This window comes from Vannielia litorea (assembly GCF_900142295.1).
Lineage (GTDB): Bacteria > Pseudomonadota > Alphaproteobacteria > Rhodobacterales > Rhodobacteraceae > Vannielia > Vannielia litorea.
Map to the genome: position 1 here is coordinate 3,025,904 of NZ_FSRL01000001.1, position 23,407 is coordinate 3,049,310.

Annotated in this window: 30 protein-coding genes; 11 read left to right on the forward strand and 19 right to left on the reverse strand. The window is 66.7% G+C overall.

Annotated elements, in window-relative coordinates:
- Nucleotides 1-196 precede the first annotated feature (196 nt).
- Both BUR94_RS14750 and BUR94_RS14755 read left to right on the forward strand, forming a co-directional pair.
- Nucleotides 197-757 carry a type 1 glutamine amidotransferase domain-containing protein gene (locus BUR94_RS14750; RefSeq protein WP_074256947.1) on the forward strand — a complete coding sequence of 187 codons (561 nt, stop codon included), beginning with the start codon at nucleotides 197-199 and terminating at the stop codon, nucleotides 755-757.
- A gap of 189 nt (nucleotides 758-946) precedes the next feature.
- A complete protein-coding gene (locus BUR94_RS14755; protein ID WP_074256948.1) occupies nucleotides 947-1,852 on the forward strand; it encodes a LysR family transcriptional regulator in 906 nt (301 codons plus the stop codon).
- A 66-nt stretch (nucleotides 1,853-1,918) separates the two neighbouring features.
- Here BUR94_RS14755 and BUR94_RS14760 read toward each other — a convergent pair whose 3' ends face one another.
- Nucleotides 1,919-2,347 carry a VOC family protein gene (locus BUR94_RS14760; protein ID WP_074256949.1) on the reverse strand — a complete coding sequence of 143 codons (429 nt, stop codon included), beginning with the start codon at nucleotides 2,345-2,347 and terminating at the stop codon, nucleotides 1,919-1,921.
- 73 nt (nucleotides 2,348-2,420) lie between these two features.
- On the opposite strand from BUR94_RS14760, the gene BUR94_RS14765 reads away from it, so the two are divergent.
- The gene (locus tag BUR94_RS14765) at nucleotides 2,421-3,053 is read left to right on the forward strand and encodes a TetR/AcrR family transcriptional regulator (protein ID WP_084193055.1); all 633 of its coding nucleotides are present in this window, start codon (nucleotides 2,421-2,423) and stop codon (nucleotides 3,051-3,053) included.
- Here BUR94_RS14765 and BUR94_RS14770 read toward each other — a convergent pair.
- From BUR94_RS14770 to BUR94_RS14785, 4 genes are read right to left on the reverse strand one after another with little or no spacing between them, the layout of a single operon-like run.
- Nucleotides 3,037-4,053 (reverse strand): OmpA family protein, encoded by a 1,017-nt coding sequence (locus BUR94_RS14770; protein WP_245794482.1) that lies wholly within the window; start codon nucleotides 4,051-4,053, stop codon nucleotides 3,037-3,039. The two genes, BUR94_RS14765 and BUR94_RS14770, sit on opposite strands and share 17 nt — an antisense overlap.
- Nucleotides 4,050-4,637, reverse strand: a complete 588-nt coding sequence (locus BUR94_RS14775) for a peroxidase-related enzyme (protein WP_074256951.1) — start codon at nucleotides 4,635-4,637, stop codon at nucleotides 4,050-4,052. Before BUR94_RS14775 ends, BUR94_RS14770 begins: the two co-directional genes overlap by 4 nt.
- Nucleotides 4,634-5,368, reverse strand: a complete 735-nt coding sequence (locus tag BUR94_RS14780; protein WP_074256952.1) for a GNAT family N-acetyltransferase — start codon at nucleotides 5,366-5,368, stop codon at nucleotides 4,634-4,636. The genes BUR94_RS14775 and BUR94_RS14780 overlap by 4 nt, the downstream gene beginning before the upstream one ends.
- Nucleotides 5,365-6,087 carry a competence/damage-inducible protein A gene (locus BUR94_RS14785; RefSeq protein WP_074256953.1) on the reverse strand — a complete coding sequence of 241 codons (723 nt, stop codon included), beginning with the start codon at nucleotides 6,085-6,087 and terminating at the stop codon, nucleotides 5,365-5,367. The genes BUR94_RS14780 and BUR94_RS14785 overlap by 4 nt, the downstream gene beginning before the upstream one ends.
- Before the next feature lie 46 nt (nucleotides 6,088-6,133).
- Here BUR94_RS14785 and sfsA point away from each other — a divergent pair, with 46 nt between their 5' ends.
- Nucleotides 6,134-6,832, forward strand: coding sequence for a DNA/RNA nuclease SfsA (sfsA, locus tag BUR94_RS14790; protein ID WP_074256954.1), 699 nt, complete (start codon nucleotides 6,134-6,136; stop codon nucleotides 6,830-6,832).
- Between the two features lie 30 nt (nucleotides 6,833-6,862).
- Here the strand turns inward: sfsA and BUR94_RS14795 are convergent, their stop codons facing one another.
- Complete coding sequence (locus BUR94_RS14795) at nucleotides 6,863-7,720, reverse strand: mechanosensitive ion channel family protein (RefSeq protein WP_074256955.1); 858 nt, start codon at nucleotides 7,718-7,720, stop codon at nucleotides 6,863-6,865.
- Between the two features lie 190 nt (nucleotides 7,721-7,910).
- Here BUR94_RS14795 and map point away from each other — a divergent pair, with 190 nt between their 5' ends.
- Complete coding sequence (gene map, locus BUR94_RS14800) at nucleotides 7,911-8,720, forward strand: type I methionyl aminopeptidase (protein WP_074256956.1); 810 nt, start codon at nucleotides 7,911-7,913, stop codon at nucleotides 8,718-8,720.
- A 41-nt stretch (nucleotides 8,721-8,761) separates the two neighbouring features.
- Here map and BUR94_RS14805 read toward each other — a convergent pair whose 3' ends face one another.
- The 4 genes from BUR94_RS14805 to BUR94_RS14820 are packed head-to-tail and all read right to left on the reverse strand — an operon-like array spanning nucleotide 8,762 to nucleotide 11,520.
- Nucleotides 8,762-9,124, reverse strand: a complete 363-nt coding sequence (locus BUR94_RS14805; RefSeq protein WP_074256957.1) for a hypothetical protein — start codon at nucleotides 9,122-9,124, stop codon at nucleotides 8,762-8,764.
- The gene (locus BUR94_RS14810; protein WP_074256958.1) at nucleotides 9,117-9,773 is read right to left on the reverse strand and encodes an HAD family hydrolase; all 657 of its coding nucleotides are present in this window, start codon (nucleotides 9,771-9,773) and stop codon (nucleotides 9,117-9,119) included. Before BUR94_RS14810 ends, BUR94_RS14805 begins: the two co-directional genes overlap by 8 nt.
- Nucleotides 9,770-10,321: a 16S rRNA (guanine(966)-N(2))-methyltransferase RsmD gene (rsmD, locus tag BUR94_RS14815; protein WP_074256959.1), complete on the reverse strand. Its 552-nt coding sequence runs from the start codon at nucleotides 10,319-10,321 to the stop codon at nucleotides 9,770-9,772. Before rsmD ends, BUR94_RS14810 begins: the two co-directional genes overlap by 4 nt.
- Entirely contained in the window at nucleotides 10,318-11,520 is a 1,203-nt protein-coding gene (locus BUR94_RS14820; protein ID WP_074256960.1) for an NAD(P)/FAD-dependent oxidoreductase, read from the reverse strand. Before BUR94_RS14820 ends, rsmD begins: the two co-directional genes overlap by 4 nt.
- Nucleotides 11,521-11,605: 85 nt before the next feature.
- On the opposite strand from BUR94_RS14820, the gene BUR94_RS14825 reads away from it, so the two are divergent.
- Nucleotides 11,606-12,094, forward strand: coding sequence for a peroxiredoxin (locus tag BUR94_RS14825; protein WP_074256961.1), 489 nt, complete (start codon nucleotides 11,606-11,608; stop codon nucleotides 12,092-12,094).
- Between the two features lie 123 nt (nucleotides 12,095-12,217).
- Here BUR94_RS14825 and BUR94_RS14830 read toward each other — a convergent pair whose 3' ends face one another.
- From BUR94_RS14830 to BUR94_RS14855, 6 genes are all read right to left on the reverse strand, one after another.
- Nucleotides 12,218-12,535, reverse strand: a complete 318-nt coding sequence (locus BUR94_RS14830; protein ID WP_074256962.1) for a hypothetical protein — start codon at nucleotides 12,533-12,535, stop codon at nucleotides 12,218-12,220.
- 154 nt (nucleotides 12,536-12,689) lie between these two features.
- Nucleotides 12,690-12,947, reverse strand: coding sequence for a 4a-hydroxytetrahydrobiopterin dehydratase (locus BUR94_RS14835; RefSeq protein WP_074256963.1), 258 nt, complete (start codon nucleotides 12,945-12,947; stop codon nucleotides 12,690-12,692).
- On the reverse strand, nucleotides 12,944-14,125 hold the full coding sequence (locus tag BUR94_RS14840; protein ID WP_074256964.1) for a GNAT family N-acetyltransferase: 1,182 nt from the start codon (nucleotides 14,123-14,125) through the stop codon (nucleotides 12,944-12,946). The genes BUR94_RS14835 and BUR94_RS14840 overlap by 4 nt, the downstream gene beginning before the upstream one ends.
- A 34-nt stretch (nucleotides 14,126-14,159) precedes the next feature.
- Nucleotides 14,160-14,915: a glycerophosphodiester phosphodiesterase family protein gene (locus BUR94_RS14845; RefSeq protein ID WP_074256965.1), complete on the reverse strand. Its 756-nt coding sequence runs from the start codon at nucleotides 14,913-14,915 to the stop codon at nucleotides 14,160-14,162.
- Complete coding sequence (locus BUR94_RS14850; protein WP_074256966.1) at nucleotides 14,912-15,376, reverse strand: RidA family protein; 465 nt, start codon at nucleotides 15,374-15,376, stop codon at nucleotides 14,912-14,914. The genes BUR94_RS14845 and BUR94_RS14850 overlap by 4 nt, the downstream gene beginning before the upstream one ends.
- 52 nt (nucleotides 15,377-15,428) lie before the next feature.
- On the reverse strand, nucleotides 15,429-16,115 hold the full coding sequence (locus tag BUR94_RS14855) for a rhomboid family intramembrane serine protease (protein ID WP_074256967.1): 687 nt from the start codon (nucleotides 16,113-16,115) through the stop codon (nucleotides 15,429-15,431).
- A gap of 73 nt (nucleotides 16,116-16,188) precedes the next feature.
- Here BUR94_RS14855 and trpS point away from each other — a divergent pair, with 73 nt between their 5' ends.
- Entirely contained in the window at nucleotides 16,189-17,208 is a 1,020-nt protein-coding gene (gene trpS, locus BUR94_RS14860) for a tryptophan--tRNA ligase (RefSeq protein ID WP_074256968.1), read from the forward strand.
- Between the two features lie 165 nt (nucleotides 17,209-17,373).
- On the opposite strand, the gene BUR94_RS20305 is transcribed toward trpS, so the two are convergent.
- From BUR94_RS20305 to BUR94_RS14875, 3 genes are all read right to left on the reverse strand, one after another.
- On the reverse strand, nucleotides 17,374-18,690 hold the full coding sequence (locus BUR94_RS20305; RefSeq protein WP_139301294.1) for an HNH endonuclease: 1,317 nt from the start codon (nucleotides 18,688-18,690) through the stop codon (nucleotides 17,374-17,376).
- A 24-nt stretch (nucleotides 18,691-18,714) separates the two neighbouring features.
- On the reverse strand, nucleotides 18,715-19,374 hold the full coding sequence (locus tag BUR94_RS14870; RefSeq protein ID WP_074256970.1) for an MT-A70 family methyltransferase: 660 nt from the start codon (nucleotides 19,372-19,374) through the stop codon (nucleotides 18,715-18,717).
- A 375-nt stretch (nucleotides 19,375-19,749) separates the two neighbouring features.
- The gene (locus BUR94_RS14875) at nucleotides 19,750-20,073 is read right to left on the reverse strand and encodes a putative antibiotic biosynthesis monooxygenase (RefSeq protein WP_074256971.1); all 324 of its coding nucleotides are present in this window, start codon (nucleotides 20,071-20,073) and stop codon (nucleotides 19,750-19,752) included.
- A 343-nt stretch (nucleotides 20,074-20,416) separates the two neighbouring features.
- Here BUR94_RS14875 and BUR94_RS14880 point away from each other — a divergent pair, with 343 nt between their 5' ends.
- The 4 genes from BUR94_RS14880 to BUR94_RS14895 all read left to right on the forward strand — a co-directional run bounded on the left by BUR94_RS14880 (nucleotide 20,417) and on the right by BUR94_RS14895 (nucleotide 23,358).
- Nucleotides 20,417-21,280 carry a branched-chain amino acid aminotransferase gene (locus BUR94_RS14880; RefSeq protein ID WP_074256972.1) on the forward strand — a complete coding sequence of 288 codons (864 nt, stop codon included), beginning with the start codon at nucleotides 20,417-20,419 and terminating at the stop codon, nucleotides 21,278-21,280.
- Entirely contained in the window at nucleotides 21,277-22,332 is a 1,056-nt protein-coding gene (locus BUR94_RS14885; protein WP_074256973.1) for an AbrB family transcriptional regulator, read from the forward strand. The genes BUR94_RS14880 and BUR94_RS14885 overlap by 4 nt, the downstream gene beginning before the upstream one ends.
- Nucleotides 22,333-22,392: 60 nt before the next feature.
- Entirely contained in the window at nucleotides 22,393-22,848 is a 456-nt protein-coding gene (locus BUR94_RS14890; protein WP_074256974.1) for a universal stress protein, read from the forward strand.
- A gap of 102 nt (nucleotides 22,849-22,950) precedes the next feature.
- Nucleotides 22,951-23,358: a hypothetical protein gene (locus BUR94_RS14895; RefSeq protein WP_074256975.1), complete on the forward strand. Its 408-nt coding sequence runs from the start codon at nucleotides 22,951-22,953 to the stop codon at nucleotides 23,356-23,358.
- The last annotated feature ends 49 nt before the right edge of the window (nucleotides 23,359-23,407 follow it).

Consider the following 23,407-nt stretch of genomic DNA (forward strand, 5'->3'; position numbering starts at 1 on the left):
GCGCCTTCCCGCCAGTGCCGGCCGGTGCCCGCCCCCTGGTCCTTTTGCCGCTGAGCCGCCCCCGCCGCCCACGCCATCTTCCGCCGAGAAAGCCCGGCGCCCGCCCCTCGGCACCCTCTCGCCCATCCGTGAAGGAACAACCCCGCGCCCGCCCCGTTGGTGTGCCGATTCCGAAACGCGAAGAAAGGAGCACATCATGCCCCGCATCGAAGACGCCAAGATCCTGATCATCTCCACCATGGGCTTCGAGCAATCCGAGCTCGAGTTTCCCCGCGACCAGCTCCGCGCCAAGGGCGCAACCGTCCACGTCGCCACCCTCGACGGCAAGCCGATCAAGGGTTGGGAGGGCTCCGACTGGGGCCGCGAGGCCGAGGCCGACGCCCGCATCTCCGAGGTGAGCGCCGCCGATTACGATGCCCTCGTCATCCCCGGCGGCCAGATCAACCCCGACCTGCTGCGCGTCGAGGACGACGTGCTCAAGCTGGTGCGCGACTTTTTCGACGCCGGAAAGACGATCGCTGCCGTTTGCCACGCCCCCTGGGTGCTGGTCGAGGCGGGCATCGCCAAGGGCCGCGAGATGACCTCCTACCACTCGATCAAGACCGACGTGCAGAACGCCGGCGCCCAGTGGGTCGACCGCGAGGTGGTGGCCGACAACGGCATCGTCACCTCCCGCAAGCCCGACGACCTCAAGGCCTTCGTCTCCAAGATCGTCGAGGAGATCGAGGAAGGCACCCACGAGCGCAAGGCCGCCTGACAACACGCCTTTCTCAGCCGGGGGCGGGCCATGCGCCCGCCTCCGCATCCCGCCTTCCGCAAGGTCCACCCGTTTCTCCCTGCCCGACAATCGCCGCCATTTCCCCGGTAATGTCCGGCTCCCGTCCCAATTGCGCCCGAATTCGCGCCCATACCAAAGCCCGACAAGAACACGAGCAGAGGTATCGGCATGGATCGTCTGACCGAAATGGAGGCCTTCGCCACGGTCGTTGACCAGGGTGGCTTCACGGATGCGGCGAAGAAGATGGGGATCTCCAAATCCGCCGTTTCCAAGCACGTCTCCTCCCTGGAGGCCCGCCTCGGTGCACGCCTCCTCAACCGGACGACCCGCCGCGTCTCTCCCACCGAGATCGGCCTCGCCTATTACGACCGCGCCCGCCGCGTGCTCAACGATGCCGGAGAGGCCGACGCGCTGGTGACCTCCATGCAATCCGCCCCCTCGGGCCTCCTGCGCATCTCCGTCGCCACAGACTTCGGCGTGAACCACCTGAGCCCGGTGCTCGGCGAATTCCTCCGCGAGTTCCCCGACATCACCGTCAACATGGTGCTCAACAACCGCTACGTCGAGCTGATCTCCGAGGGCTTCGACATGGCCATCCGCATCGGCGAGCTGGAGGATTCCACCCTGCGCGCCCGCAAGCTGGCCGACACCACCAAGCGCATGATCGCCTCGCCCGCCTATTTCGAAAAATATGGCCGCCCCGAAAAGATCGACGACCTGAACGAGCACAAGCTCCTGCACTACTCCAACCAGTCCTCCGGCAACGTCTGGAAGCTGACCGCCCCCTCGGGCGAAAAGCGCCAGGTCCGCACCGCCGGCTGGCTTACCGTCAACGACGGCCAGTCGCTGCTCAACGCCGCGATCTCGGGCCTGGGCATCGCCTACCTCCCCAACTTCCTCTACTGCGAGGCCGAGAAGGCCGGCCTGGTGCAGGAGGCGATCCCGGATCTGCCGGTGGAGATGCTGGGCATCTACGCTGTCTACCCGCCCGGCCGCTTCACCCAGCCCAAGGTCCGCGCCTTCATCGACTTTCTGGTGCAGAGCTTCGCCGCCAAGGGCCCCGATACCTGGTAAGCTGCTGACGAGATCTCCCTGACAAGGTCAGACTGGCCGGGCACAGCGCCCGGCCTTTTCCTTTTGTCATCCCGGCAAGGCGCCCGCGTCGAACTGCGCCGCAAAGGCCTCCGACGGCGGGATCGGCGTGATCACGTCGATCATCACGCCCCCCGGATCGGCGGTGATGAAATGCCGCTGGCCAAAGTCCTCCGACCGCAGGTCCAGCAGCATCGGCAGGCCCTCCGCCACGAGCCGCCCATGCACCGCGTCCACGTCCGGCACCTCGAAATTCAGCAGCAGCCCGCCCGCATCCGCGCCCCGTCCGGCGGCGGGAATCGTCGCATGATCCCGCTGGAGCAGCGCCAGGTTCACGCCTTCGTCCTCCGCCGATTGCAGATGCACGTACCAATCCGCTTCGAACAGTGCCCGAAAGCCGAAGTGCCGCCTGTAGAAGGCCGCACGAGCAGCGACATCCTCGCACAGGAGAACCGGGTAATACTGCGTGCACTTCATGGCTTCTCTCCTTCGCTGAAAATACATACACTCTGCATGTATCTGTCGAGAGATAAACATACAGGCTGCATGTATGCAATCAAGATCCACCCGCCGCTCGAACGAGGACCGCCGCCGCGAAACCCGCGAGGCGCTGCTCGCCGCGGCCAGAACCTGCTTTGTGAACAAGGGCTTCGCCGCCACCGGCACGCCCGAACTGGTCGCGGCGGCGGGCATGACCCGCGGCGCGCTCTACCACCATTTTGCCGACAAGACAGACCTCTTCCGCGCCGTGATCCAGGCCGAAGCCGAGGCCGTGGCCGCCGCGATTCGCGCCGCCGCACCCGCCGAAATGCCCGTGCCCGAGGCCCTGCTTGCCGGGGCAGATGCCTATTTTTCCGCCATGGGGGCTCCGGGCCGCGCCCGTCTGCTGCTGGTCGAGGCCCCCGCCGTGCTCGGCCCCGCCGAGGTCGCGGCGCTCGACGCCCGGACTGGCGGCGCCACCCTGCAAGAGGCGCTCACCGCCCTGCATCTCGCGGCCCCGATCCCGCAAACCGCCCAGCTGCTCTCCGCCATGTTCGACCGCGCCGCGCTGGCCGTGGCCGAGGGCGCCGACCCCGCGCCCTACCGCGCCGCCCTGCGCCACCTGCTCGAGGCCCTGGCCCGCCCGCAGGTCGGGACTTTTCCCGACTCCGGCGCGCCAGGCACCGCTACTCCGTCGAACTGAGAATAGCCTCGACCCGCCGGTTGGCCTCCCGGCCCTCCTCGGTCAGGTTGGAGGTGATCGGCGAGAGAAAGCCCACGCCCTCCGCCTTGATCTGGCTGGCCGGCACGCCCAGCGCGGTCAGCCGCGCCTCCACCGCCCCGGCCCGCTTCTTCGACAGCGCGATATTGCCCGCGAGCGAGCCCTCCGCATCCGTGTGGCCCACCAGCACGACCGACCGCTCCGGGTGGGTCTTCAGGTAACCCGCCAGCAGGTCGAGAGACGTGTACTCCCCGACCTCCAGCTGCGAGGAGCCGGTGGCAAAGGCCAGGTCCTCCAGCACCGCGCGCCCGTGAATCTCGAGCTGCTGCGTGAGCGGCATCACCGTGGTCGAGGGCGTCGAGAAACCAAGCAGCGGCCCGGCCAGATCATCCTCGTCGCCTTCGTCGATCAGGCTTTCGCCAAGGTCCGGAGTCTTTGTCGAGGCCACCAGCACGTCGGCCTCCGCCTCTTCCGGCCCGACGCGGGTGATCTGCACAAACCCCCGGCCCGCCGACCGGCTCACCAGGAAGGCCACGTACTCCGGCTTCTCCTCGCCCATCCGGTGCGCGGCCATGAAGCGGTAATCGCCAAGGTCCACATGCATGTCCGGCTCGGGCAGGTTCTCGGTCGCATAGCGAAAGTCAAACCCGCCGCACTCCCGCGCCTCACATTCGAAGATCACCTCGAACCCCGAGGCCTCCACCTGCGCGCGCAGCGGGGCGAGCAGTTGCAGCGTGGTCATGCCCCGCGCCTGCACCTGCCAGGCCTGCTGGCGCACCTGCCCCTCGGCCCAGACGCTCTGCATGTCGCCGTTGCGGAACGGGCTGATCGGCAGACGGTAGCTGCCCAGCGTTTCCACCTGCTCCGCCGTCTGGCGGGCACCGGCCGGAAACTCCAGCTTGAGGGCATCGGCACCGCTCGCCCCCGCCATCGTGATCGGGGTCAGAAACGCTGCGGCCAGGAGGGCCGTACGCAAGTTCATCGACTCAGGCCGTGATACTCCGGGTTCGGTTTCATTTCCGTTGCCGTCGCCACGCGGTTCGTCATGTTGAAGAACCCGGTCACCGAGGCGATATCCCAGATATCCCGGTCGCTCCAACCTGCGGCGCGCAGCGCGGCGCGGTCTTCATCATCCACCTTCGCGCAGGATTCTGTCAATTTTGCAGCGAAATCGAGCATCGCCCGCTGCTTCGCCGGCAAGTCGGCGACGCGGTAATTCATCACCAGCTGCTCACCCAACACCGGGTCGCCGCTGAGCGCCCGCACCGCCTGCCCATGTGCCACAAGGCAATAGAAGCAATGGTTGATCGAGGAGACCACCACGGCAATCATCTCCCGCTCCAGCTTGGTCAGCCCGCTCTCGGCCAGCATCAGGTCGTTGTAGAGCGCGGTGAAGGCATTGAGCTTGTCGATGTCGAAGGCATGGGCCTTGAGCACGTTCGGCACCATCCCGAGCTTTTCCTCGCAGATGCGAAAGTACTTTGCCGTCGCTTCGGGGAGCGGGTCGACCATGGGAAGGTCGAGCGCCGTGACGCTCTCGTTCTTTGCCAATGCTATGCCTCTCATCCGGCCTCTTGCCGGGCCTGCCGCCGACGATACAGGTAGTGGCCCACCAAATCCATTTCTAACCGCTCATACAACGCATTCGCCGCCACATTCTGTTGCGTGACGAGAACTGTCATGTAGCGCGCGCCGTGATCTTGTGCCCAGCGCGCCGCGCCACGCATCATGTTGACGGCGGCTCCTTGCCGACGCATCGCCTCGCGCACCTCCAGCGCGTGCAGCATGGCGATGTCGTCCTGTACCGCCACAAAGGCCGTGCCCGCCGGCGTGTCGTTCGAACGGCCCAGCAGCGCCGTCTTCGGCCCCTCCGCCCGCTCCATGATCGCCAGCCGCTCCGGCCCGATGCCCCCCTCGGCCCACATCTCGCGCTGGATCACCAGCGGCGGAAAGTCGACAGCAAACACCCTCACCCGCGGCAGCTCTCCTGCCGCCAGCCGCGCCACCGGCGCCACCCTGATGTTGGTCGGATCCTTCACCGCGTAGCCCGCCGCCGCGAGCCGCGCGTCGAGCCGGGCCTGGTCGCCCCGCAGCCGCACCAGCGCGGGCTGGCCCAGCGCCGCCTGCGCGGCCTCCATCGAGCCGAGGTCCGCCTCCTCGTCCTCCGTGGTGGCCGAGGACACCCGGCTGCCGCCTCCGCCGCCCTCCCGCACCCACCACGCGCCGGCCCGGATGCTGCGCACCGCGGGCCATGTCGCGTCGATCGCGGCAAAGAGGGCGTCGAGGCTCGGCGTCACGTGCCGAACAGCTCCACCAGCCGCACCATCGCGGCATCCACCCGCGCCCCGTCCTGCCCGCGGACAACGATGTTGGTGCCGTAGATCCCATCCTGCTGAAACGGGTAGGAGCCGAAGCTGAGATCGCGGAACTCCTCCGCCAGCGCGCCCAGCGGATCGGCCACCACGCCCTCGCCCCGCATCACCCGCAGCGATTGCGAGAGCAGCGGCGCCCCGCCCGCCAGCGTCGCCAGCACGCCCGCCACCATCGCCTCGAACACCGCAGGCACGCCCGCCATCACATGCACGTTCTCGATGGTGAAGCCGGGGGCGATGCTCACCGGGTTCTCGATCAGCGCCGCCCCCGGCGGCACCCGCGCCATCCGCTTGCGCGCCTCGGTAAACTCGATCCCCCGGCTGGCGTAGTGATCGCCCAGCAGCTTCAGCGCGTCCTCCCGCTGCGGCGCGGTGGTGCCGAAGGCCTCGGCCACCGCCTCCGCGGTGATGTCGTCATGGGTCGGCCCGATCCCGCCGCTGGTGAACACATGGTCGAAATGCACCGAGAGCGCCTGCACCGCCGAAACGATCGCCGCCCGCTCGTCGCTCACCACCCGCACCTCTCGCAGGTCGATGCCATGCTTGGTCAGCTCCCCCGCCAGATGATGCATGTTGCTGTCGCGCGTGCGCCCCGAGAGGATTTCGTCGCCAATCACCAGCATCGCAGCCGTGGGGTTGTTCATGGGGAGTGTCCTTGAGCCTTGCTGCCTGCCGGTATAGGCCCGCCCCATGCGCTTCGCCACCCCCCTCGTCCGGGCCCGCCTGCTGCGGCGCTACAAGCGCTTCCTGGCCGATGCGGTGCTGGAGGATGGCCGCGAGGTGGTGGCCCATTGCCCCAACCCCGGCGCCATGACCGGGCTGGCCGAGCCCGGCACCCGGATCTGGCTGGAGCCCAACGACGACCCGAAGAAAAAGCTGAACTACGGCTGGCGGCTGGTAGAGCACGACAGCGGCGACTTCACCGGCATCGACACGGCCCTGCCGAACCGGGCGCTGGCCGAGGCGCTGGCCGCAGGCGCGGTGCCGGGCCTCACCGGCTACCAGGCGATCCGCGCCGAGGTGCCCTATGGCGCAAGCAGCCGGGTCGATTTTCTGCTCACCGGGTCGGGCCCCGCGTGCTACGTCGAGGTCAAGAGCGTCACGCTGATGCGCACGCCCGGCCTCGCCGAGTTTCCCGATACCGTCACCGCCCGCGGCGCGCGCCACATGGCCGAGCTCGCCGCCATGGCCGCGCAGGGCCATCGCGCCATGGTGCTCTTCCTCGTCCAGCGCACCGACGCCGCCCGTGTCGGCATCGCCGCCGATATCGACCCGGCCTATGCCACAGCCTTCACCGAGGCCCGCGCCGCAGGCGTCGAGGCCATGGCGCTTTCGTGCAGCATAACGCCCGAGGCAATCACCCCGGGCGCACCGCTTCCGCTCGCATAGGGCGGGCAATCCGCCCACCATCGGCCTCCCCTACTCGGCCGCCACCGTGTAGACGGTCCGCGTCGGAAAGGGGATGTCGATGTCGGCCTCGTCCAGCGCCTCCTTCACCTTCCGGGTCATGTCGGCTTTGTAGGCAAAGTACTCCGAGGCATCGACCCAGACCCGCACCAGAAAGTCCACCGAACTGTCGCCCAGGTTCGTCACCTGGAAAAACGGCTCCGGCTCGGCCTTGCTGCGCGCGTCGGCCATGATCGTCTCGCGGATCACCTGCTCGGCCTGCGCCAGGTTCACCCCGTAGCCCACGCCAAAGGTCCACTCCGCCCGGCGGGTCTTGTTGGTGGAGTAGTTCTTGATGACATTTCCCCAGACATCGCTGTTGGGCACGATCACCTGCACGTTGCTGAGGTCGGCGATCTCGGTGGTGTTCAGGCTGATGTCCTTCACCGTGCCCATCTGCCCGTCGATCTCCACGAAATCCCCCAGCTTGAACGGGCGGAACACGATGATCATCACACCGCCCGCAACGTTCGAGAGCGTGCCCTGCAAGGCAAGGCCCACGGCGAGGCCGGCGGCACCGATGGCGGCGATGATCGAGGTGGTCTGCACCCCGAAGGTGTTGAGGATGATCAGGAAACTGAAGCCAAGGATGATCCAGCGCACGATGTTTCCCAGAAAGTGAAACAGCGTCTCGTCCAGCTTGGCGTTGCGCTCGGCGATCGCCACGATCCGCCGTTTCACCCATCCGGCCACGATGTAGCCCGCGATCAGGATCAGGATCGCCGTCACCACGCTGCCCAGCACCGAGGCCATGAAGCCGATGGTCAGAAAATCGCCCAGCACCTTGTCGCTGCCCACCGGCGTCGTCAGCAGATCGTTCAGAAATTCCATGCCCGTTCGTCCTGTCCCTGTCTTGTGTCACACGTCTCTTGGGGCGCGGCGTGCACCCTGTTCACGAGGTCTCAACGCGGGCATGTCAAAAAACGTTCCGGCCAGAAACCCCCTGCGACCAGACCCGCGCTAGCGTTTCGCGGTCAGTTGCACTATTTGAACCCTGAAACTCCGAAAGACGGCGAGAACGATGGACGAAACGCGCGAGCGGCTGACACGAGACGGGATTCGCATCCACGGCGAGGCAGACTTTGCCGGAATGCACGCCGCAGGGCGGCTGGCGGCAGAGATCCTCGATGCCTGCGCCCCGCTCGTCGTGCCCGGCGCCACCACCGGCGCGATCGACGCCGAGATCGAGCGGCTGGTCAACGAGGCCGGGGCCAAGTCGGCCACCATCGGCTACAAGGGCTACCAGCACGCCTCCTGCATCTCGGTCAACCATGTCGTCTGCCACGGCATCCCCGGCGACAAGGTGCTGAAGGACGGCGACATCCTCAACATCGACGTGACGGTGATCGTCGATGGCTGGTTCGGGGATACCTCGCGGATGTTCGTGGCCGGCAAGCTGCCCCGCAAGGCCGAACGGCTGATCGAGGTCACCCATGACGCGCTGATGCTCGGCATCGAGGCCGCGCGCCCCGGCAACACCTTCGGTGATATCGGCCACGCCATCCAGAGCTTTGTCGAGAGCCACCGCATGTCGGTGGTGCGCGATTTCTGCGGCCACGGGCTGGGCCGCGTGTTCCACGCCCCGCCCAACGTGCTGCATTACGGCCGCCCCGGCACCGGGCCCAAGCTCGAAGAAGGCATGTTCTTCACCATCGAACCGATGGTAAACCTCGGCCGCCCCGAGACCAAGGTGCTCGCCGACGACTGGACGGCCGTCACCCGCGACAAGTCGCTCTCCGCACAGTTCGAGCATTCCGTCGGCATCACCGCCGAGGGCGCCGAGATCTTCACCCTCTCGCCCGGCGGCCTGTTCCACCCGACCTACGGTTAGGCCACGCCGTAGGGAGCGGATTCATGGCGCACCCGGGTGCCTCACCGCTTCGGCGGCGCAACCGGCTCCGTCCCGGTGATCTTACACACACCCTCCGGCCGCGGGTTCGACATCGAGCCCAGCGGCTCCGCCACCACGCCCCCGAACCGCGCCTCGTGCAGGTAGGCGGGCCGCCCCTTGATGAGCGCGATCACGCCCCGGCAGGTCCGCAGCGCCTCCTCCGTCTCGTCGACGTAGCGCCAGCAGAACCCGCCGCCCCAGTCGGTGTTGAAACAGTCGATCCGCCGCCCCGCACCGTCACAGGCCAGCGCCCGGCAGTCGTTGCAGAAGTGCCAAGGGTAGCGCAGAAACGCCTTCCGCTCCACGCCGCAGCCGGGGCAGAAATGGCCGGGCAGCTCATCCATCCAGCATCTCCTCCAGCCGCGCCCGCAGCCCCGCCATCGAGTGCACCAGCGCCACGCCCTCGGCCTCCATCTTGGCCGCGTTGCCATGCTCGACGTAGCCAAAAAAGCCCATCCCCGCATCCCGCGCCGCCCAATGGCCCACCGGGCTGTCGTCCACCATCACCGCCCGCGCCGGCGCCACGCCTGCCGCCTCCGCCGCGAGCAGCAAAAGCCCCGGCTCCGGCTTTGCGGTGCCGTGGTCATGCGCCGAGAACACCCGCGCGCCCAGGCGCTCCAGCAGGCCGCTCGGCCCGAGCGAGCCGCGCATCTTCTGCATCGGCCCGTTCGACGCCACCGCCACCGCCACGCCCCGCGCCTCCAGCCAGTCGATCAGCGCCACCGCGCCCTCCGTCATCTCCACCCCCGCGGCCATCCGGGCGAAGATGCGCTCGTAGATGAACGGCACCCAGCCCTCCGGCAGCGCGGCCCCCGCCTCGCGCAGCCGCCGGTCCACATCCTTCATCGTCCCGCCGGTGAAGCGGTCATGAAAGTCCTCGGCGCTCACCACAAAGCCCCGCGTGGCGAGGTCCGCCACCACCAGCTCCGAGAGCGGCCCCTCGCTGTCCACCAGAACCCCGTCGCAATCGAATATGACCAGTTCGAGTGTCATGCCTTCTCCATCAGCGTGATATGGGTGTCGCCATAGGCGCGGTGCTCGATCAGGTCAAACCCCTCCGGCGCCTGCATCGGCGCCGATTCCTCCCACACGATCAGCGCCTCCGGCGCGATCCATCCGCCCGCCACCGCAGAGGCCAGCGCGCGTTGGCCCAGCCCCTTGCCATAGGGCGGATCGAGGAACACCAGGTCAAACCCCGCGCCCCGGTTCTCGCCCATCCGCGTGGCATCGCGGCGATAGAGCTTCACCTCGCCCATGGCGCGCAGCTTCTCCACGTTCTCCCGGATCAGCGCCCGCGCCTTCTGCCCGTCGTCCACCGCCGTCACATGCACCGCGCCCCGGCTCAGCGCCTCCAGCCCGAGCGCCCCGGTGCCGGCGAAAAGGTCGAGCACCCTTGTGCCTTCCACGCCCCCGCGCGAGGCCAGCACGTTGAACAGCGCCTCCCGCACCCGGTCGCTCGTGGGCCGCAAATGCGCCCCCGCATCCCCCTTGCCCAGCGCCGCCAGCGCGGTGCCGCGAAACTTGCCCCCAACGATCCTCACGCCTTGAGCAAGGCCTTCAGCTCGGTCGCCGGGTCGGCAATCGCCGCCTTGTCCGGGCTCCTGCCCGCCTCGATCAGCCGCTTGCCCACCATGTAGGCCCGGCTGTCGTTCATCGCGTCCACCGCCAGCAGCCTGCCGCCCCCGTAGTACCAGAAGCTCACCGCATCTCCCTCCCCGCGCGTGACGATCTCCTCATACCCGGTGCTCAGCCCGGCGATCTGGAGCTTGCAGTCATACTGGTCGCTCCAGAACCACGGCCTGGCCACATAGGCCTTCTCCGCCCCCAGCATGTTCTCGGCCACCAGCTCCGCCTGGTCGATCGCGTTGCCCACCGATTCCAGCCGGACCCGCCCGCCCCCATGCGGGAACGAGGCGCAATCGCCCGCCGCGTAGATCGAGGGGTCCGAAGTGCGGCCAAATTCGTCGGTCCTGATCCCGTTCTCGATCATCAGCCCGCCCAGCTCGGCAATCTGCGTGCAGGGCGTGATGCCCACGCCCACGATCACCACATCGGCCTCCAGTTCCGCGCCATCGGTCAGCAACGCGCCGCTCACCCGGCCCTCGCCCAGCAGCTTCTCCAGCCCGATCCCCTCGCGGATATCCACGCCATGGCACTCGTGCAGGGCGCGGAAGTAATCCGAGGTCTGCGGCGCCGCGACCCGCTGCAGGATCCGGTCGGCCATCTCCACCAGCGTCACGTCGAGCCCCAGCTTGGCACAAACCGCCGCCGCCTCCAGCCCGATGTAGCCGCCGCCGATGATCAGCGCCTTGCGGCCCGCCGTCAGCTCCGGCTGCATCCGGTCGATATCGGCCAGCGTCCGCACGGTGAACACGCCCTCGAGGTCGCCGCCGATCGCCGCCGGCAGCCGGCGCGGGGTGCTTCCGGTGGTCAGCGCCAGCAGGTCATAGCCCAGCCGCTCCTCGCCCAGGTGGAGCGCCTTGTGCTCCCGGTCGATCCCGGTCACCGCCGCACCGAGCTTCAGCACGATGTTCTGCTCGGCATAAAACTCCTCCGACCGCAGGTAGAGCCGCTCCAGCTCCATCTCGCCCAGCAGGTAGGCCTTGGAGAGCGGCGGCCGCTGGTAGGGCAACACCGGCTCCTCGCCGACCAGCGTGATCCCGCCGTCAAAGCCCAGCGCCCTCAGCTTGCTCACCAGCGACGACCCCGCCTGCCCCGCGCCCACCACAACGATCTCCATGCCCAACCTCCCTTGCCTTTCCGTCAGTTCGGCGCATTTGATGGTCCGAAACCTGCGAACAGCAAATAGATAAAGGAGAGGGACCATGCAAATCTCGGTAGGCGACACCATCCCATCGGCAACTTTCGTGCGCATGGGCGCCGAAGGCCCCGAGCAGATCGCTCTGAAAGACATAACCACCGGCAAGAAGGTCATCATCTTCGGCCTGCCCGGCGCCTACACCGGCACCTGCTCCACCAAGCACGTGCCGAGCTACATCGAGAACATGGACATGCTGAAGGACAAGGGCGTGGCCGAGGTCATCTGCGTCTCGGTCAACGACCCCTTCGTGATGGACGCCTGGGGCAAGGACACCGGCGCAGCGCAGGCGGGCATCCACATGCTGGCCGACCCCGAGGGCACCTTCACCAAGGAGATCGGCATGACCTTCAACGCCCCGCCCGCCGGCCTCATCAACCGCTCGCTGCGCTACGCCATGGTCCTGCACGACAACGTGGTGACCACCTTCAACCTCGAGGGCGGCCCCGGCGAATGCTCCGTCTCCGCCGCGCCTGCGCTCTTCGACGAGCTCTGATCCACGACACCGTCATCCTCGGGCTCGACCCGAGGATCTCTCACCCACCGGGAGATCCTCGGGTCTGGCCCGAGGATGACCTCCTTGCGGCCAGTGGCGCGCCCCGAGCCGCGCGCCCTCCCCTCAACTCCAGGCGATCGCCGCGCCCGCCAGCACCAGCGCGATGCCGAGGCCTTCGCGCAGCGTGTAGCGCTCCTCGAAATGCAGCAGCGACACCACGCCGATGAAAACCACTTCCGCCCCGAGGATCCCGACGTAGATCAAACCGAGGCGTTCGCGCTGCAGGGCAAAGGCCTCGAAGGCCCCCGCCGCCAGCAGCGCCGCACCGATCACCAGCACGACCCAAAGGCTCTGGACCGAGGCCCAGGATTTCATGGCAAACATGGCCAGGCAGTAGAACAGCGCCGAAACAAGTGCGAGGAGGGCAACGGATTGCGGCATGAGAATGCTCCGATCTTGAATGACCAGAGCCTAACGGCCGTCCGCGCTACGCCTCAGACCCGCCCACCATTATTCACGACTTTTTCCGCCTGACGCGCGAAGAAGGGTTTCAACGAGAGTTCTTCCGCCCCGAATAATCTTCGTGAAGGTTCTTCTACCCCGCCAACCGCTCCATCACCGACGCCAGCTTCAAATCCTTCTCCGTCAGCGTCCCCGCCGAATGCGTCGTCAGCCGCACGTCCACCCGGTTCCACGAATTCGACCAATCCGGGTGATGGTCCGCCTTCTCGGCCGCCAGCGCCACCCGCGCCATCCACCCGAAGGCCTCCGAGAAATTCCGGAACCGGAAGCTCTTCGCCAGAACTTCGCCCTCCTTCTCCCAGCCCGCCGCTTCCAGCTCTTCAAGGGTCAATCCTGCTCCTCCCGATGCTCGCGGCGGAACGGCCCGTAGCCCGTCAGCACCTCGATCTCGTAATCCACCGCCCGCGCTTCCTGTTCCAGAAAATCCGCAATCGCGCGCCGAAACCCCTCGTCGGCCACCCAATGCAGCGAGTGCGTCTCCTTCGGCAGGTAGCCCCGCGCCAGCTTGTGCTCGCCCTGCGCCCCGGCCTCCACGCGGGCCAGCCCCCGCGCAATCGCCTCCTCGATGGCCACATAGTAGCACAGCTCGAAATGCAGGCAGGGGTGATGCTCGGTGCAGCCCCAGTAGCGGCCAAAGAGCGCGTCGCGCCCGATGAAGTTGAGCGCGCCCGCAACCCAGCGGCCCTCGCGCTCCGCCAGCACCAGAAGCATGTCATCGCGCAGATGCGCCTGCGCCTCGTCAAAGAACGCCCGCGTCAGGTAGGGCGAGCCCCACTTCCGCGCGCCGGTGTCCTGGTAAAACCGCCAGAACGCATCCCAATGCGCGGGCTCGATCTGATCGCCGGTCAAACGCACAATCCGCCCGCCAAAGCCCTGCGCCTGCGCCCGCTCCTTGCGGATCATCTTCCGCTTCCGGCTGCTCAACGCGGCCAGGAAGTCGTCGAACGCGCCATACCCCCGGTTCTCCCAGTGAAACTGCTGCCCCCGCCGGTGCATCAGCCCCATCTGCGCCCCGGCCTCGGCCTCCTCCGCCGTGCAGAAGGTGGCATGCACCCCCGAAAGCCCCGCCTGCGCCGCCACCTGCACCGCGCCCTGCACCAGCGCGCTCATGCCGATCCGCTCCCAGCCCGGCTTCACCAGAAACCGCCGCCCCGGCACCGGCGTGAAGGGCGCGGCGATCTGCAACTTCGGATAATACTCGCCGCCCGCCCGCTCGTAGGCATGGGCCCAGGAGTGATCGAAGACATATTCGCCCTGGCTGTGAAACTTGGCATACATCGGCGCCACGGCGATCAGCTCATCCCCCGCCCGCGCCAGCAGGTAGGTCGGCTGCCAGCCCGAGCGCCCGCCCACCGAGCCGCTGTCTTCCAGCGCTTTCAGAAACCGCCAGGTCACGAAAGGATCGGCCGGCCGCCCCCTTCCCGGCGCGGCACAGGCATCCCATGCCTCGGGCGTCACCGCGCCAAGGCTGTCCACGGTCTCGATGGTGATGTCCGAGCTGCCATCCATAGCCAGGCCAGACTTGGCTCGCCGCGCCGCGGCGTCAAGCGGCGGCGTAGCCCTCGAAGGTCACATTGGCGGCAATCTCGCGCGCCTTCGCCTCTTCCGCCGCGCTGCGGATCGTCCAGCACAGAATTTCGGCACCCTGCGCCTTCAGCTCCGCCACCCGTGCGTCGCCCAGCGCCCCGTGCCTGTGGCTGATGAAGCAGGCCCCCACCCGGTCGTAGTCCGGGATCTCCCGCAGCTCCGCCCGCCGCGCCTCGGGGATCGTCTCCCAATCCTCGGGCCGGTAGTCATCGGTTACCAGCCCGCGTGGCACCTCGGGCAGCAGCTCCGCCATCGCGGCCATCGAATGCGGGTTGAAGCTCATCAGCGCCACATCGCCCCGGTAACCCGCCAGCGCCTCCGCCGAGGCCCGCTCCAGCGCACCCACGTTCGGCCCCAGTATGCCGTCCTGATCCTTGATCTCGATGAGCAGCGGCACCCGGCCAGCGACGAGCCGCAGCACCTCCGCAAGCGTCGGCACGGCCTCGCCGCCGCCGGTCAGGGTGATCTGCCCCAGCTCCTCCGCCGTCCGCTGCGCCACCGGCCCGGTCTCGCCGGTCAGCCGGCGGAGGTCGTAGTCATGAAACACCATCGGCACGCCATCCTTCGACGGCTGCAGATCCAGCTCGATCCCGTATCCGGCCGCGATCGCCGCCTCAAAGGCCGCGCGGCTGTTTTCCACCCGTCCCGCGGCGCGGTCGTGATAGCCCCGATGCGCGATCGGCACGGCGAGGAAGCTTTCGGGGAGGTTCATTTCAGCTTGAAGATCCCCTCGATCTCCACCGCCACGCCAAAGGGCAGCGAGGCCGCGCTCACCGCCGAGCGGGCATGGCGGCCCGCGTCGCCCAGCGCCTCCACCAGAAAGTCCGAGGCCCCGTTCACCACCTTCGGCTGGTCGCCGAACTCTGCGGTCGAGTTCACGAAGGCCGTCAGCTTCACCACCCGCTCCAGCCGGTCGAGATCGCCCCCGCAGGCCGCCTTCACCTGCGCCAGCAGGCTGATCGCGCAGGCTTTGGCCGCCGCAACCCCGACCTCCACCTCCATGTCCGCCCCGAGCTTGCCCTTGATCATCTGGCCATCGGCCATCGAGATCTGGCCGCTGACGTAAAGCAGCCCGCCCGCCTCCACGAACGGCACGTAATTGGCCGCCGGCGCGGCCGCGTCGGGCAGGGTGACGCCAAGCTCTGCAAGGCGGGTCTCGAATGTTCCGGGCATGGGCAAATCTCCTTTGGCGCGCACCATCGCCCCGCCCTCTCCGCCCGTCAAGCTACCTCCGCCGCAGCCGCGCCATCAGCCGCTGCCAGCCGCCCGGCGCCAGCGGCACGCTGAGGAACAACCCGGCCAGGAACCCGCCGATATCCCCGATCCAGTCGGACCCGGAACCGAACAGCACGCCGAACACCAGCTGGAACACCAGCAGGATCCCGATCAGGCCGAACGCCCGGTACTGGCTCTCGCCCATCCGCCCCAGATGCACCCACATGATGTAGGTATAGCCGCCGATCAACGCATAGGCCCCCGGAAACGCGCCATAAAGCGCCCCGCCCGGCGCCAGTAGCCAGAACGCGACAGCCCCCGCGAGCACCCCGGCAAAGAACAGCGCCGCCACCGCCACCTGCCCCAGGATCTCCCCCACCATCTTGCCCAGCGCCAGCGTGAAGACCCCGGCAAAGACCATGTGGGTGAACCCGCCATGCACGAAGGGATAGGTCACCAGCCGCATCAGCTGGCTCGGCGGATACTCCCCGCGCTCCACCATCATCCCCATGATCTCGCCCGAAAACGCAAACCGCTGCAGCGCAAAGATCCGGGCGTCATCGCCACCCCGCGTGCTGCCCACGATCCCCGCCTGGCTCAGCGCAAACCACAGTTCCGCGGCCCCCATCAGCCCGACCAGCGCCAGCACCACCGGCGGCACCGCGTTGAACGGCGAGGCGTTGTGATCCCAGTCCATGACGACCCCTTGTTGAACTTTCCGAGCGCCATGGGTAAGCGAGCAGGGCAGAATTGACCAGACGAGGCACCTCATGGCCGACACCCAGTTCACCCCCCGCATCTTCTCCGGCATCAAGCCCTCCGGCGGGCTGACGCTCGGCAACTACCTCGGCGCCATCAAGCGCTGGGTCGAGATGCAGGAAGAGGGGACGCAGAGCATCTACTGCGTCGTCGACCTCCACGCCATCACCGTCTGGCAGGACCCGGCCGATCTGCGCGCCGCCACCCACGAGGTCGCCGCCGGCATGCTGGCGTCGGGCATCGACCCGGCGCGCTCCATCCTCTTCAACCAGTCCCAGGTCCCCGAGCACACCCAGCTCGCCTGGATCTTCAACTGCGTCGCCCGCGTCGGCTGGATGAACCGGATGACCCAGTTCAAGGAGAAGGCCGGCGCCAATGCCGAGAAGGTCTCGCTCGGTCTCTACGCCTACCCCTCCCTGATGGCCGCCGACATCCTGCTCTACCACGCCACCCACGTCCCCGTGGGCGAGGATCAAAAGCAGCACGTCGAGCTGACCCGCGACATCGCCGCCAAGTTCAACCACGACTACGGCGTCGAGTTCTTCCCGATGACCGAGCCGGTGATCGAGGGCCCCGGCATGCGCGTGATGAACCTGCGCGACGGCTCCAAGAAGATGTCCAAGTCCGGCGAATCCGACATGGAGCGGATCAACATGCTCGACGATGCCGACACCATCTCCAAGAAGTTCAAGAAGGCCCGCACCGACCCGGCCCCCCTGCCCGAGAGCCCCGAGGGCCTGAAGGACCGCCCCGAGGCCAAGAACCTCGTCGACATCTACGCCTCCCTCTCCGGCGGCACCCAGGAGTCGGTCATCGCCGAATACGCCGGCGCCGGCTGGGGCCAGTTCAAACCCGCCCTGGCCGATCTGGCCGTGGACAAGCTGGCGCCGATCTCCGACGAAATGCGCCGGCTCATGGCCGACCCCGCCGAGATCGACCGGTTGCTGGCGGTTGGACGGGATCGGGCGCGGGAGATCGCGGCGCCGGTGCTGGAGCGGACCTATGAGATTGTGGGGCTGGTGCGGAGTTGAGGGGGTGGGTGGGCAATCCGCCTACCCCTTTGTGAATCTGTGAAGGACGGCTGAAAACATGGCCAAAGGCAGTCTCTATGTGCGTCGTGCGGGAAACAACCTTCGCGGCACACTGCAAGAGCCACATCCGTGTCGGTCATTCATGAAGATGTCGACAGACGTGCTTCACTGAATGTGTCGGAAATACTTCGCGTGCCATTCTGCATACTCAACACCGAAGCCGTGTTCAGCTAAAATCTCTAACTTCCTGCCATTGATCTCCGTGTCGCCGGTGGCGCTACGGACAATCGGGTTGCCTTCGTTCGGGTGAATCCACACTCCACCTTGGTCGAACGCTTTGTGATGGTTCGGGCAAAATGGAAGAATATTCTTGAGGTGATCAGGTCCTTTAAACGGGTCGCCTACCGGCTTCACGTGCCCTGCCTCAGAGTACGTCTTCCCAGTCGGATCGACTTTCAGTGCGATCCCGCAGATCGCACAGCGATTATCATATAGGTTCTTAACCCATTCCGCGTGTAGCCGGTTTCTGACTTGCTGTTGCGCCTGAGCATAGGCCCGCTGCACAACTGTTAAGGTCAAATCGGTTGGCTTTTTGCGTTTGGTAATATCCCTATGGGAAGAAAGTCTCGGAGAACCGGTTCGACGAGGGCTTGTATTCGATGCAGCTTCAACAGTCCCACCGTTCCATTCCATATCGTCCAAGCGGGCCGGCCCTCCCAAATCGAGGTATTCCTCGATCACCGAAAAAGCCGCGTAATAGGCGAGCGCCGGATCGGCTGCAGTCAGCGCCCAAAAGTCTTCCGCCTCCACAAAGGTCAGAATTTCTTGCGCTGACATTTCAAGGCTAATCTCCCGTTCAAAAATGCAGCGATCCAAGAATAGGAAGAGCGCGCTTGACCACCAGTCTTCTCGCTCGGATCCGGTCAATCCGAGAAGACTGGATTGCTGATAAAGATAGTGCAGGTTCGTGGCAAACTTTCTTGGGGATGCAGCACTGTAGATCATCGCCCCGGAAGAGAAAAACTCCTCAATTTTATCAGACGTTATTTTGCTCACATCCCACTGGTGGCCATTCCAGACTTCCTCAACCACGAAGCGCCTCGCCCAAGGAGCAGGATGTGACTGAAACGGGCGCGCACGGTCCCAAGTTCCAACTCGACTAAAATTCAGTGCGCACATTGCCAAACGGTCAAACGACTGGTCATGCTCGCCGGCCAATGCCTCGAGTACTAATTGGTCAGGGATAATATAGCTCTCCCCCTCTACTACCTGATTATAGAGAAAGAAATTGAGAGGCACGAGCGGGTCGCCGTCCGCATGCTGTGCGATTATCTTCCGCGCGGCATCTCTGGGAACGGGCATCAGACCATCAGAGAAAACCGCGTTGATTACCCGATGCAACAAACCCAAGCCCGGGGCATCCCCCCAGCCGAAGTTCTTAGAAAAAGACCCCGGACGGCTTTCTAATGCTTTCCAATCCAAGTGCTACTGCGCCTCTTACTCACCTTATTCAGCAGCACTCACGGAAGAGTTGTAAGCATAGGTTTTCCAGCTCGGCTTGTAATCAGCATCCGCCTGATTACCCCATACCGTCCAACCTTCCCGAACGCCACGACCGAACAACTCAAGAAACGGCCCCCATGAGCACTCCTCGATGATCCTATACTGCTCATCCGGCTTGCGACTGTGCTCCCGCTTTCGGGTTTTCAGAAGGTCGCTTTCAGGCTCTTCAGCTTCGATAAAATTGACCTGAGACCTGCCCGGCGCGAGCGTGCGCACGTTCTTGCCCCGCGTTCCGAACAGTAGGATTTCAGTCACGTTGCGGAAGTAGAATCCGACGCCGCGACCATCGGGCCCGCCATCTTTTCTAACCTTTTCCCAAACTATGTTTGACTTGTATTCAAAGCCCCACGCCTTCAGCACCTGCAACCCTTCAGGGAGAAGGGCATTCGGAACCCAAAGATAGCAATGCGCGCGGTCTTCGATATGATCCGCAACTGGAAGAGCGCATATCTCGTCAAGTGTCATTGTAGGGTACCGGGCGAGACGCTTGTGCTCGGGTGCAATCTTGCCAGTGCGGTTCTGGAAACGCCACGGCGGATCAGCCATCACGGTGGCAAATCTGTCGTCGCCCAGGAATCGGGTGAGGTCATCCGCTGCGTTCATCGTTCTTTCCCTAGTGCTCAAGCCTTCTTCTAGCTCAGCATGTTGTATGCATCAAACCTTTAGTATCGGTGAAGCCCATCGAGGTTACTGACAGCAACCGTCTGCCCGCGCCTCAGGAGAACGATCTTTCTCGCGGCATCATCGAGAACCCCCACATGAGACATTGGCCACGTCAGTGTGCACCAATTCTGCCCACCCCACCGTCCCGCACCATTAACCACCCCACGCCCCTCCCCTGTGCAAAAACCGCGTATGCATAGGTTGTGCATGGGTTGTGCATGGGTTGTGTATCCCTGCCTTCTCGCCGGTTTCCGCCCTCGGGCGCAAAACCCTGACGCATCGTCCAGCCGCCGCCTGACGGCCGGAAGATGCCGCTCAAAACTGGTCCGTTTCGAACACCGTATGGATCACGTGCCCCTCCAGCATCTCGATCAGCGGTTTTGAAACTTCCTTGCTTTCCCAACGGGTTGGCGAGGCCAGGGCCTCGGCGATATGCGCCCGCTCGGCAAACCGCATCGCCATGACGAGCGGAAACCGGCTCTCCTCGTCGTCGCTCTCCACGTCGCGCATCACCCGCAGTTCCAGCAGGTGCGGAAACGCCGACCACAGCGGCACCAGGTTCTCCCGCCAATAGGCGTGGAACTCCTCCTCTTTTCCCTGCTTTATCAACCCCTTGAAGAACGCACATCGAATGAACATCCCGAATCCTCCCCAGATGGTTCCCCCGATACATGCCCCATCCGCCCCGCATGTCACACCCCCGTCACCAAACCGTCACCCCAACGATTCCTCGTGCCCCTAGCATGGTGCCAAGGGAGCGCGGCCTGTCCCCATATCGCCCGCTTCCGCCCGAGGCGGCCCCTCGTCCGGCGCATGGCACCCCGCCTGCGCCCGATCACCGCCGAAGGATAGAGCTGCCCAGCTCCTGTCCCCCGGAGACCTGCAGGCTCTTCGCCCCCGGCCCGCCCCAGGCCGGGGGCCATCCGCTCTGGACCTCCCCGCGCCGCGGTCCTACGGTCGCGCCGCAAGAAGGAGGCCCCCCATGGCAACCGGAACCAACATCCGCACCTATTACGACGGCAGCTGGCACGAGGGCGACGTGATGATCATGCGCGCCGCCGACCACGGCTCCTGGCTCGGCACCACCGTCTTCGACGGCGCCCGCTTCATCGACGGCGTCGCCCCCGACCTCGAGGCCCACCTCGCCCGCGTGAACCGCTCTGCCGAGGCGCTGATGCTGCGGCCCACCGTCTCCACCGAGGCGATGCTCGAGATCGCCTGGGAGGGCCTCAAGCTCTATCCGAAGGACGCCGCGGTCTACATCCGCCCGATGTACTGGGGCATCGACGGCGGCCACATGGGCATCCTGCCCGCCGACGCGCCCGCAGGCTTCGCGCTCTGCCTCGAAGAGGTGCCGATGGCGCCGCCCGAGGCCACCGTGCGCCTCACCACCACCCGCTTCCGCCGCCCGGTGATCGAGAGCTCGGTGTGCAACGCCAAGGCGGGCTGCCTCTATCCCAACAACGCCCGGATGCTGGCCGAGGCCAAGTCCAGGGGTTACGACAACACGCTGGTGGCCGACGCCATGGGCAACGTGGCCGAAAGCGCCACCGCCAACGCCTTCATGGTGAAGGACGGCGAGGTCTTCACCCCCATCGCCAACGGCACCTTCCTGTCGGGCATCACCCGCGCGCGGCACATCGCCAACCTGCGGGCCGACGGGGTGAAGGTCCACGAGACCGTGCTCACCTTCGACGACTTCCGCGCGGCGGACGAGGTGTTTCTCTCCGGCAACCTGATGAAGGTCACCCCGGTCACCGAGTTCGACGGCACCCACTACCAGCACGGGCCGGTAACCCGCCGCACCCGCGAGCTCTACTGGGATTGGGCGCTGTCCGGACGATGAGCCCCGCCCTGCCGGCGCTGCGCGTCAACGTCCAGACCCTCGCCATCGGCGCCCTCGGCGCGGCCCTTGCCTGGGCGGTGGGCATGCCGCTGGCCTTTCTGGCCGGGCCGGCCATCGCCGTGGCCTGCGCCGGCTTCGTCGGGGTCGAGGCCGCCATTCACAACCGCCTGCGCGATGCCTGCTTCGTCCTCATCGGCCTCACCGTCGGCGGGCTCGTCACCCCCGACAGCCTCGGCGCCATGGCCTCCTGGCCCGGAGCCTTCGTGCTGCTCGCGGCGCTCACCCTGGCCACGCCCTTCCTCATCCGCGAGGTGCTCTGCCGCTGGTTCGCCTTCTCCCGGCCAGAGGGCTTTCTTGCGGCCGCACCGGGCCACCTGTCCATGGTGGTGGCGCTGACCGAGGGGCTGGGCCTGCCGCTGATCCGCCCGGTGCTGATGGCCTCCTTCCGCGTGCTGATCCTCACCCTCACCGTCCCGTTTGCAACCCGGCTCGCGGGGGTGCCCATCGGGCCGGGCCTGCCCACCGCCGAGCTGACGGAGAGCTGGCTGATGATCGTGCCGCAGGTCGCCGCCGCCGTGGTGCTCGGTCTTCTGCTCGGCAGGCTCCGCATGCCCGCGCCGCTGCTGATCGGCGCCATGGCAGTGGGCGCAGGCGTAAAGCTCTCCGGGCTGGCCGAGGGCAGCCTGCCCGGCTGGCTCTCGCAAACCGTTCTTGTCGTCATGGGCAGCCTCATCGGCTCGCGCTTCCGCGGCATCACCGGGCCCGAGGTCCTGCGAGACCTGACCGCATCCATCGTGGCCGTCGGCGCCTCCGCCGTCCTGGCCGCCCTCTTCGCGCTGGCCGCGGCCCGCGTCTCGGGCCTGCCTTTCCTCGACGTGCTCATCGCCTTCGCACCCGGCGGGCTGGAAACCATGATCATCGTCGGCGCCGCGGCCGGGGCCGACCCGAGCTTCGTTGCCGCCGCCCACGTCAGCCGCCTCGTGATCCTGGCGCTGATCCTGTCGGGTTTCGCCATCCACCATGGCCGCACACCGCCGCCGCCCGATCGCTAACGCGCCATTGCCACCGCCCGGTCTCCGGGCCATGATCCGCCCGCAAGGAGGGCCACCCTGATGCGCAAGTTCCTCGTCGTGCTGGATGACAGCCGCGAATGTCTCAATGCCATGCGCTTCGCCGCCATGCGCGCCGCCAAGACAGGCGGCGGCGTGGAGATCCTGTCGATCATCCCGCCCGACGAGTTCAACCACTGGATCGGCGTCGGAGACGTGATGCGCGCCGAGGCCCGCGAGCGGATCGAGGCCCACTTCGAGGTCTTCGCCAAGTGGATGCGCGACCGCCAGGGCGTCGACCCCGAGTTGGTCATCCGCGAGGGCGAACCGGTCGACCAGATCCTCGCCCAATGCCGCGAAGACAAGGACATCGGCGTGCTGGTGCTGGGCGCCGGCACCGGCAAGAACGGCCCCGGCCCGCTGGTCACCCAGCTCACCAGAAACGCCGGCGCCCTCGACTTTCCCATCACGATCGTGCCGGGCGAACTGTCCAAGGAGCGGCTGGAGAGCATCACCTGAAGGGCCCGCCACCGCCCGGCGGCACGGCACGCCTCGCAGCTTGATTCCGGCCCCGGGCTCCGGCTTTGCTGGGCGCAAGCCCCCAAGACCCTCCGAGGCCCCGTGCGCGCCCTGCTCCTCTCCCTGCTGATCCTGCCCCTCGCGGCCTGCCTCTCCGCCCCCGCGCTCCCGCCCGAGGGCACGCCCTACGCGGTGAGCCTCATCCCCGGAGACAATCTCTATCCCCAGCGCGAAACCCGGATCTACGCCACCGACACCGCCGCCGTGCTGGAGCCCGCACACCCGGCCAATGACATGCGCGAGACCCGCAGCGTTACCCCTCTCCGCCCCGGCACCTGGGCCGAACTGCTCCGCCTCAACGCCCTGCCCCACCGGCCGGTGCCGCCGCCGCCCGCGCTGCCCGCGTGCTGCCACGCCGACGCCACGCCGGTCTACCACTTCGTCCATCACCCCGGCCCTCTGGCTCGCGATGCCTTCGAAGGGGCGCTGGAGTGGGCGCGCAACCCGTAGCCTGCCGGGCCGGATTTAGAATCATTCCAAAACTTGACCCGCCCGCCCT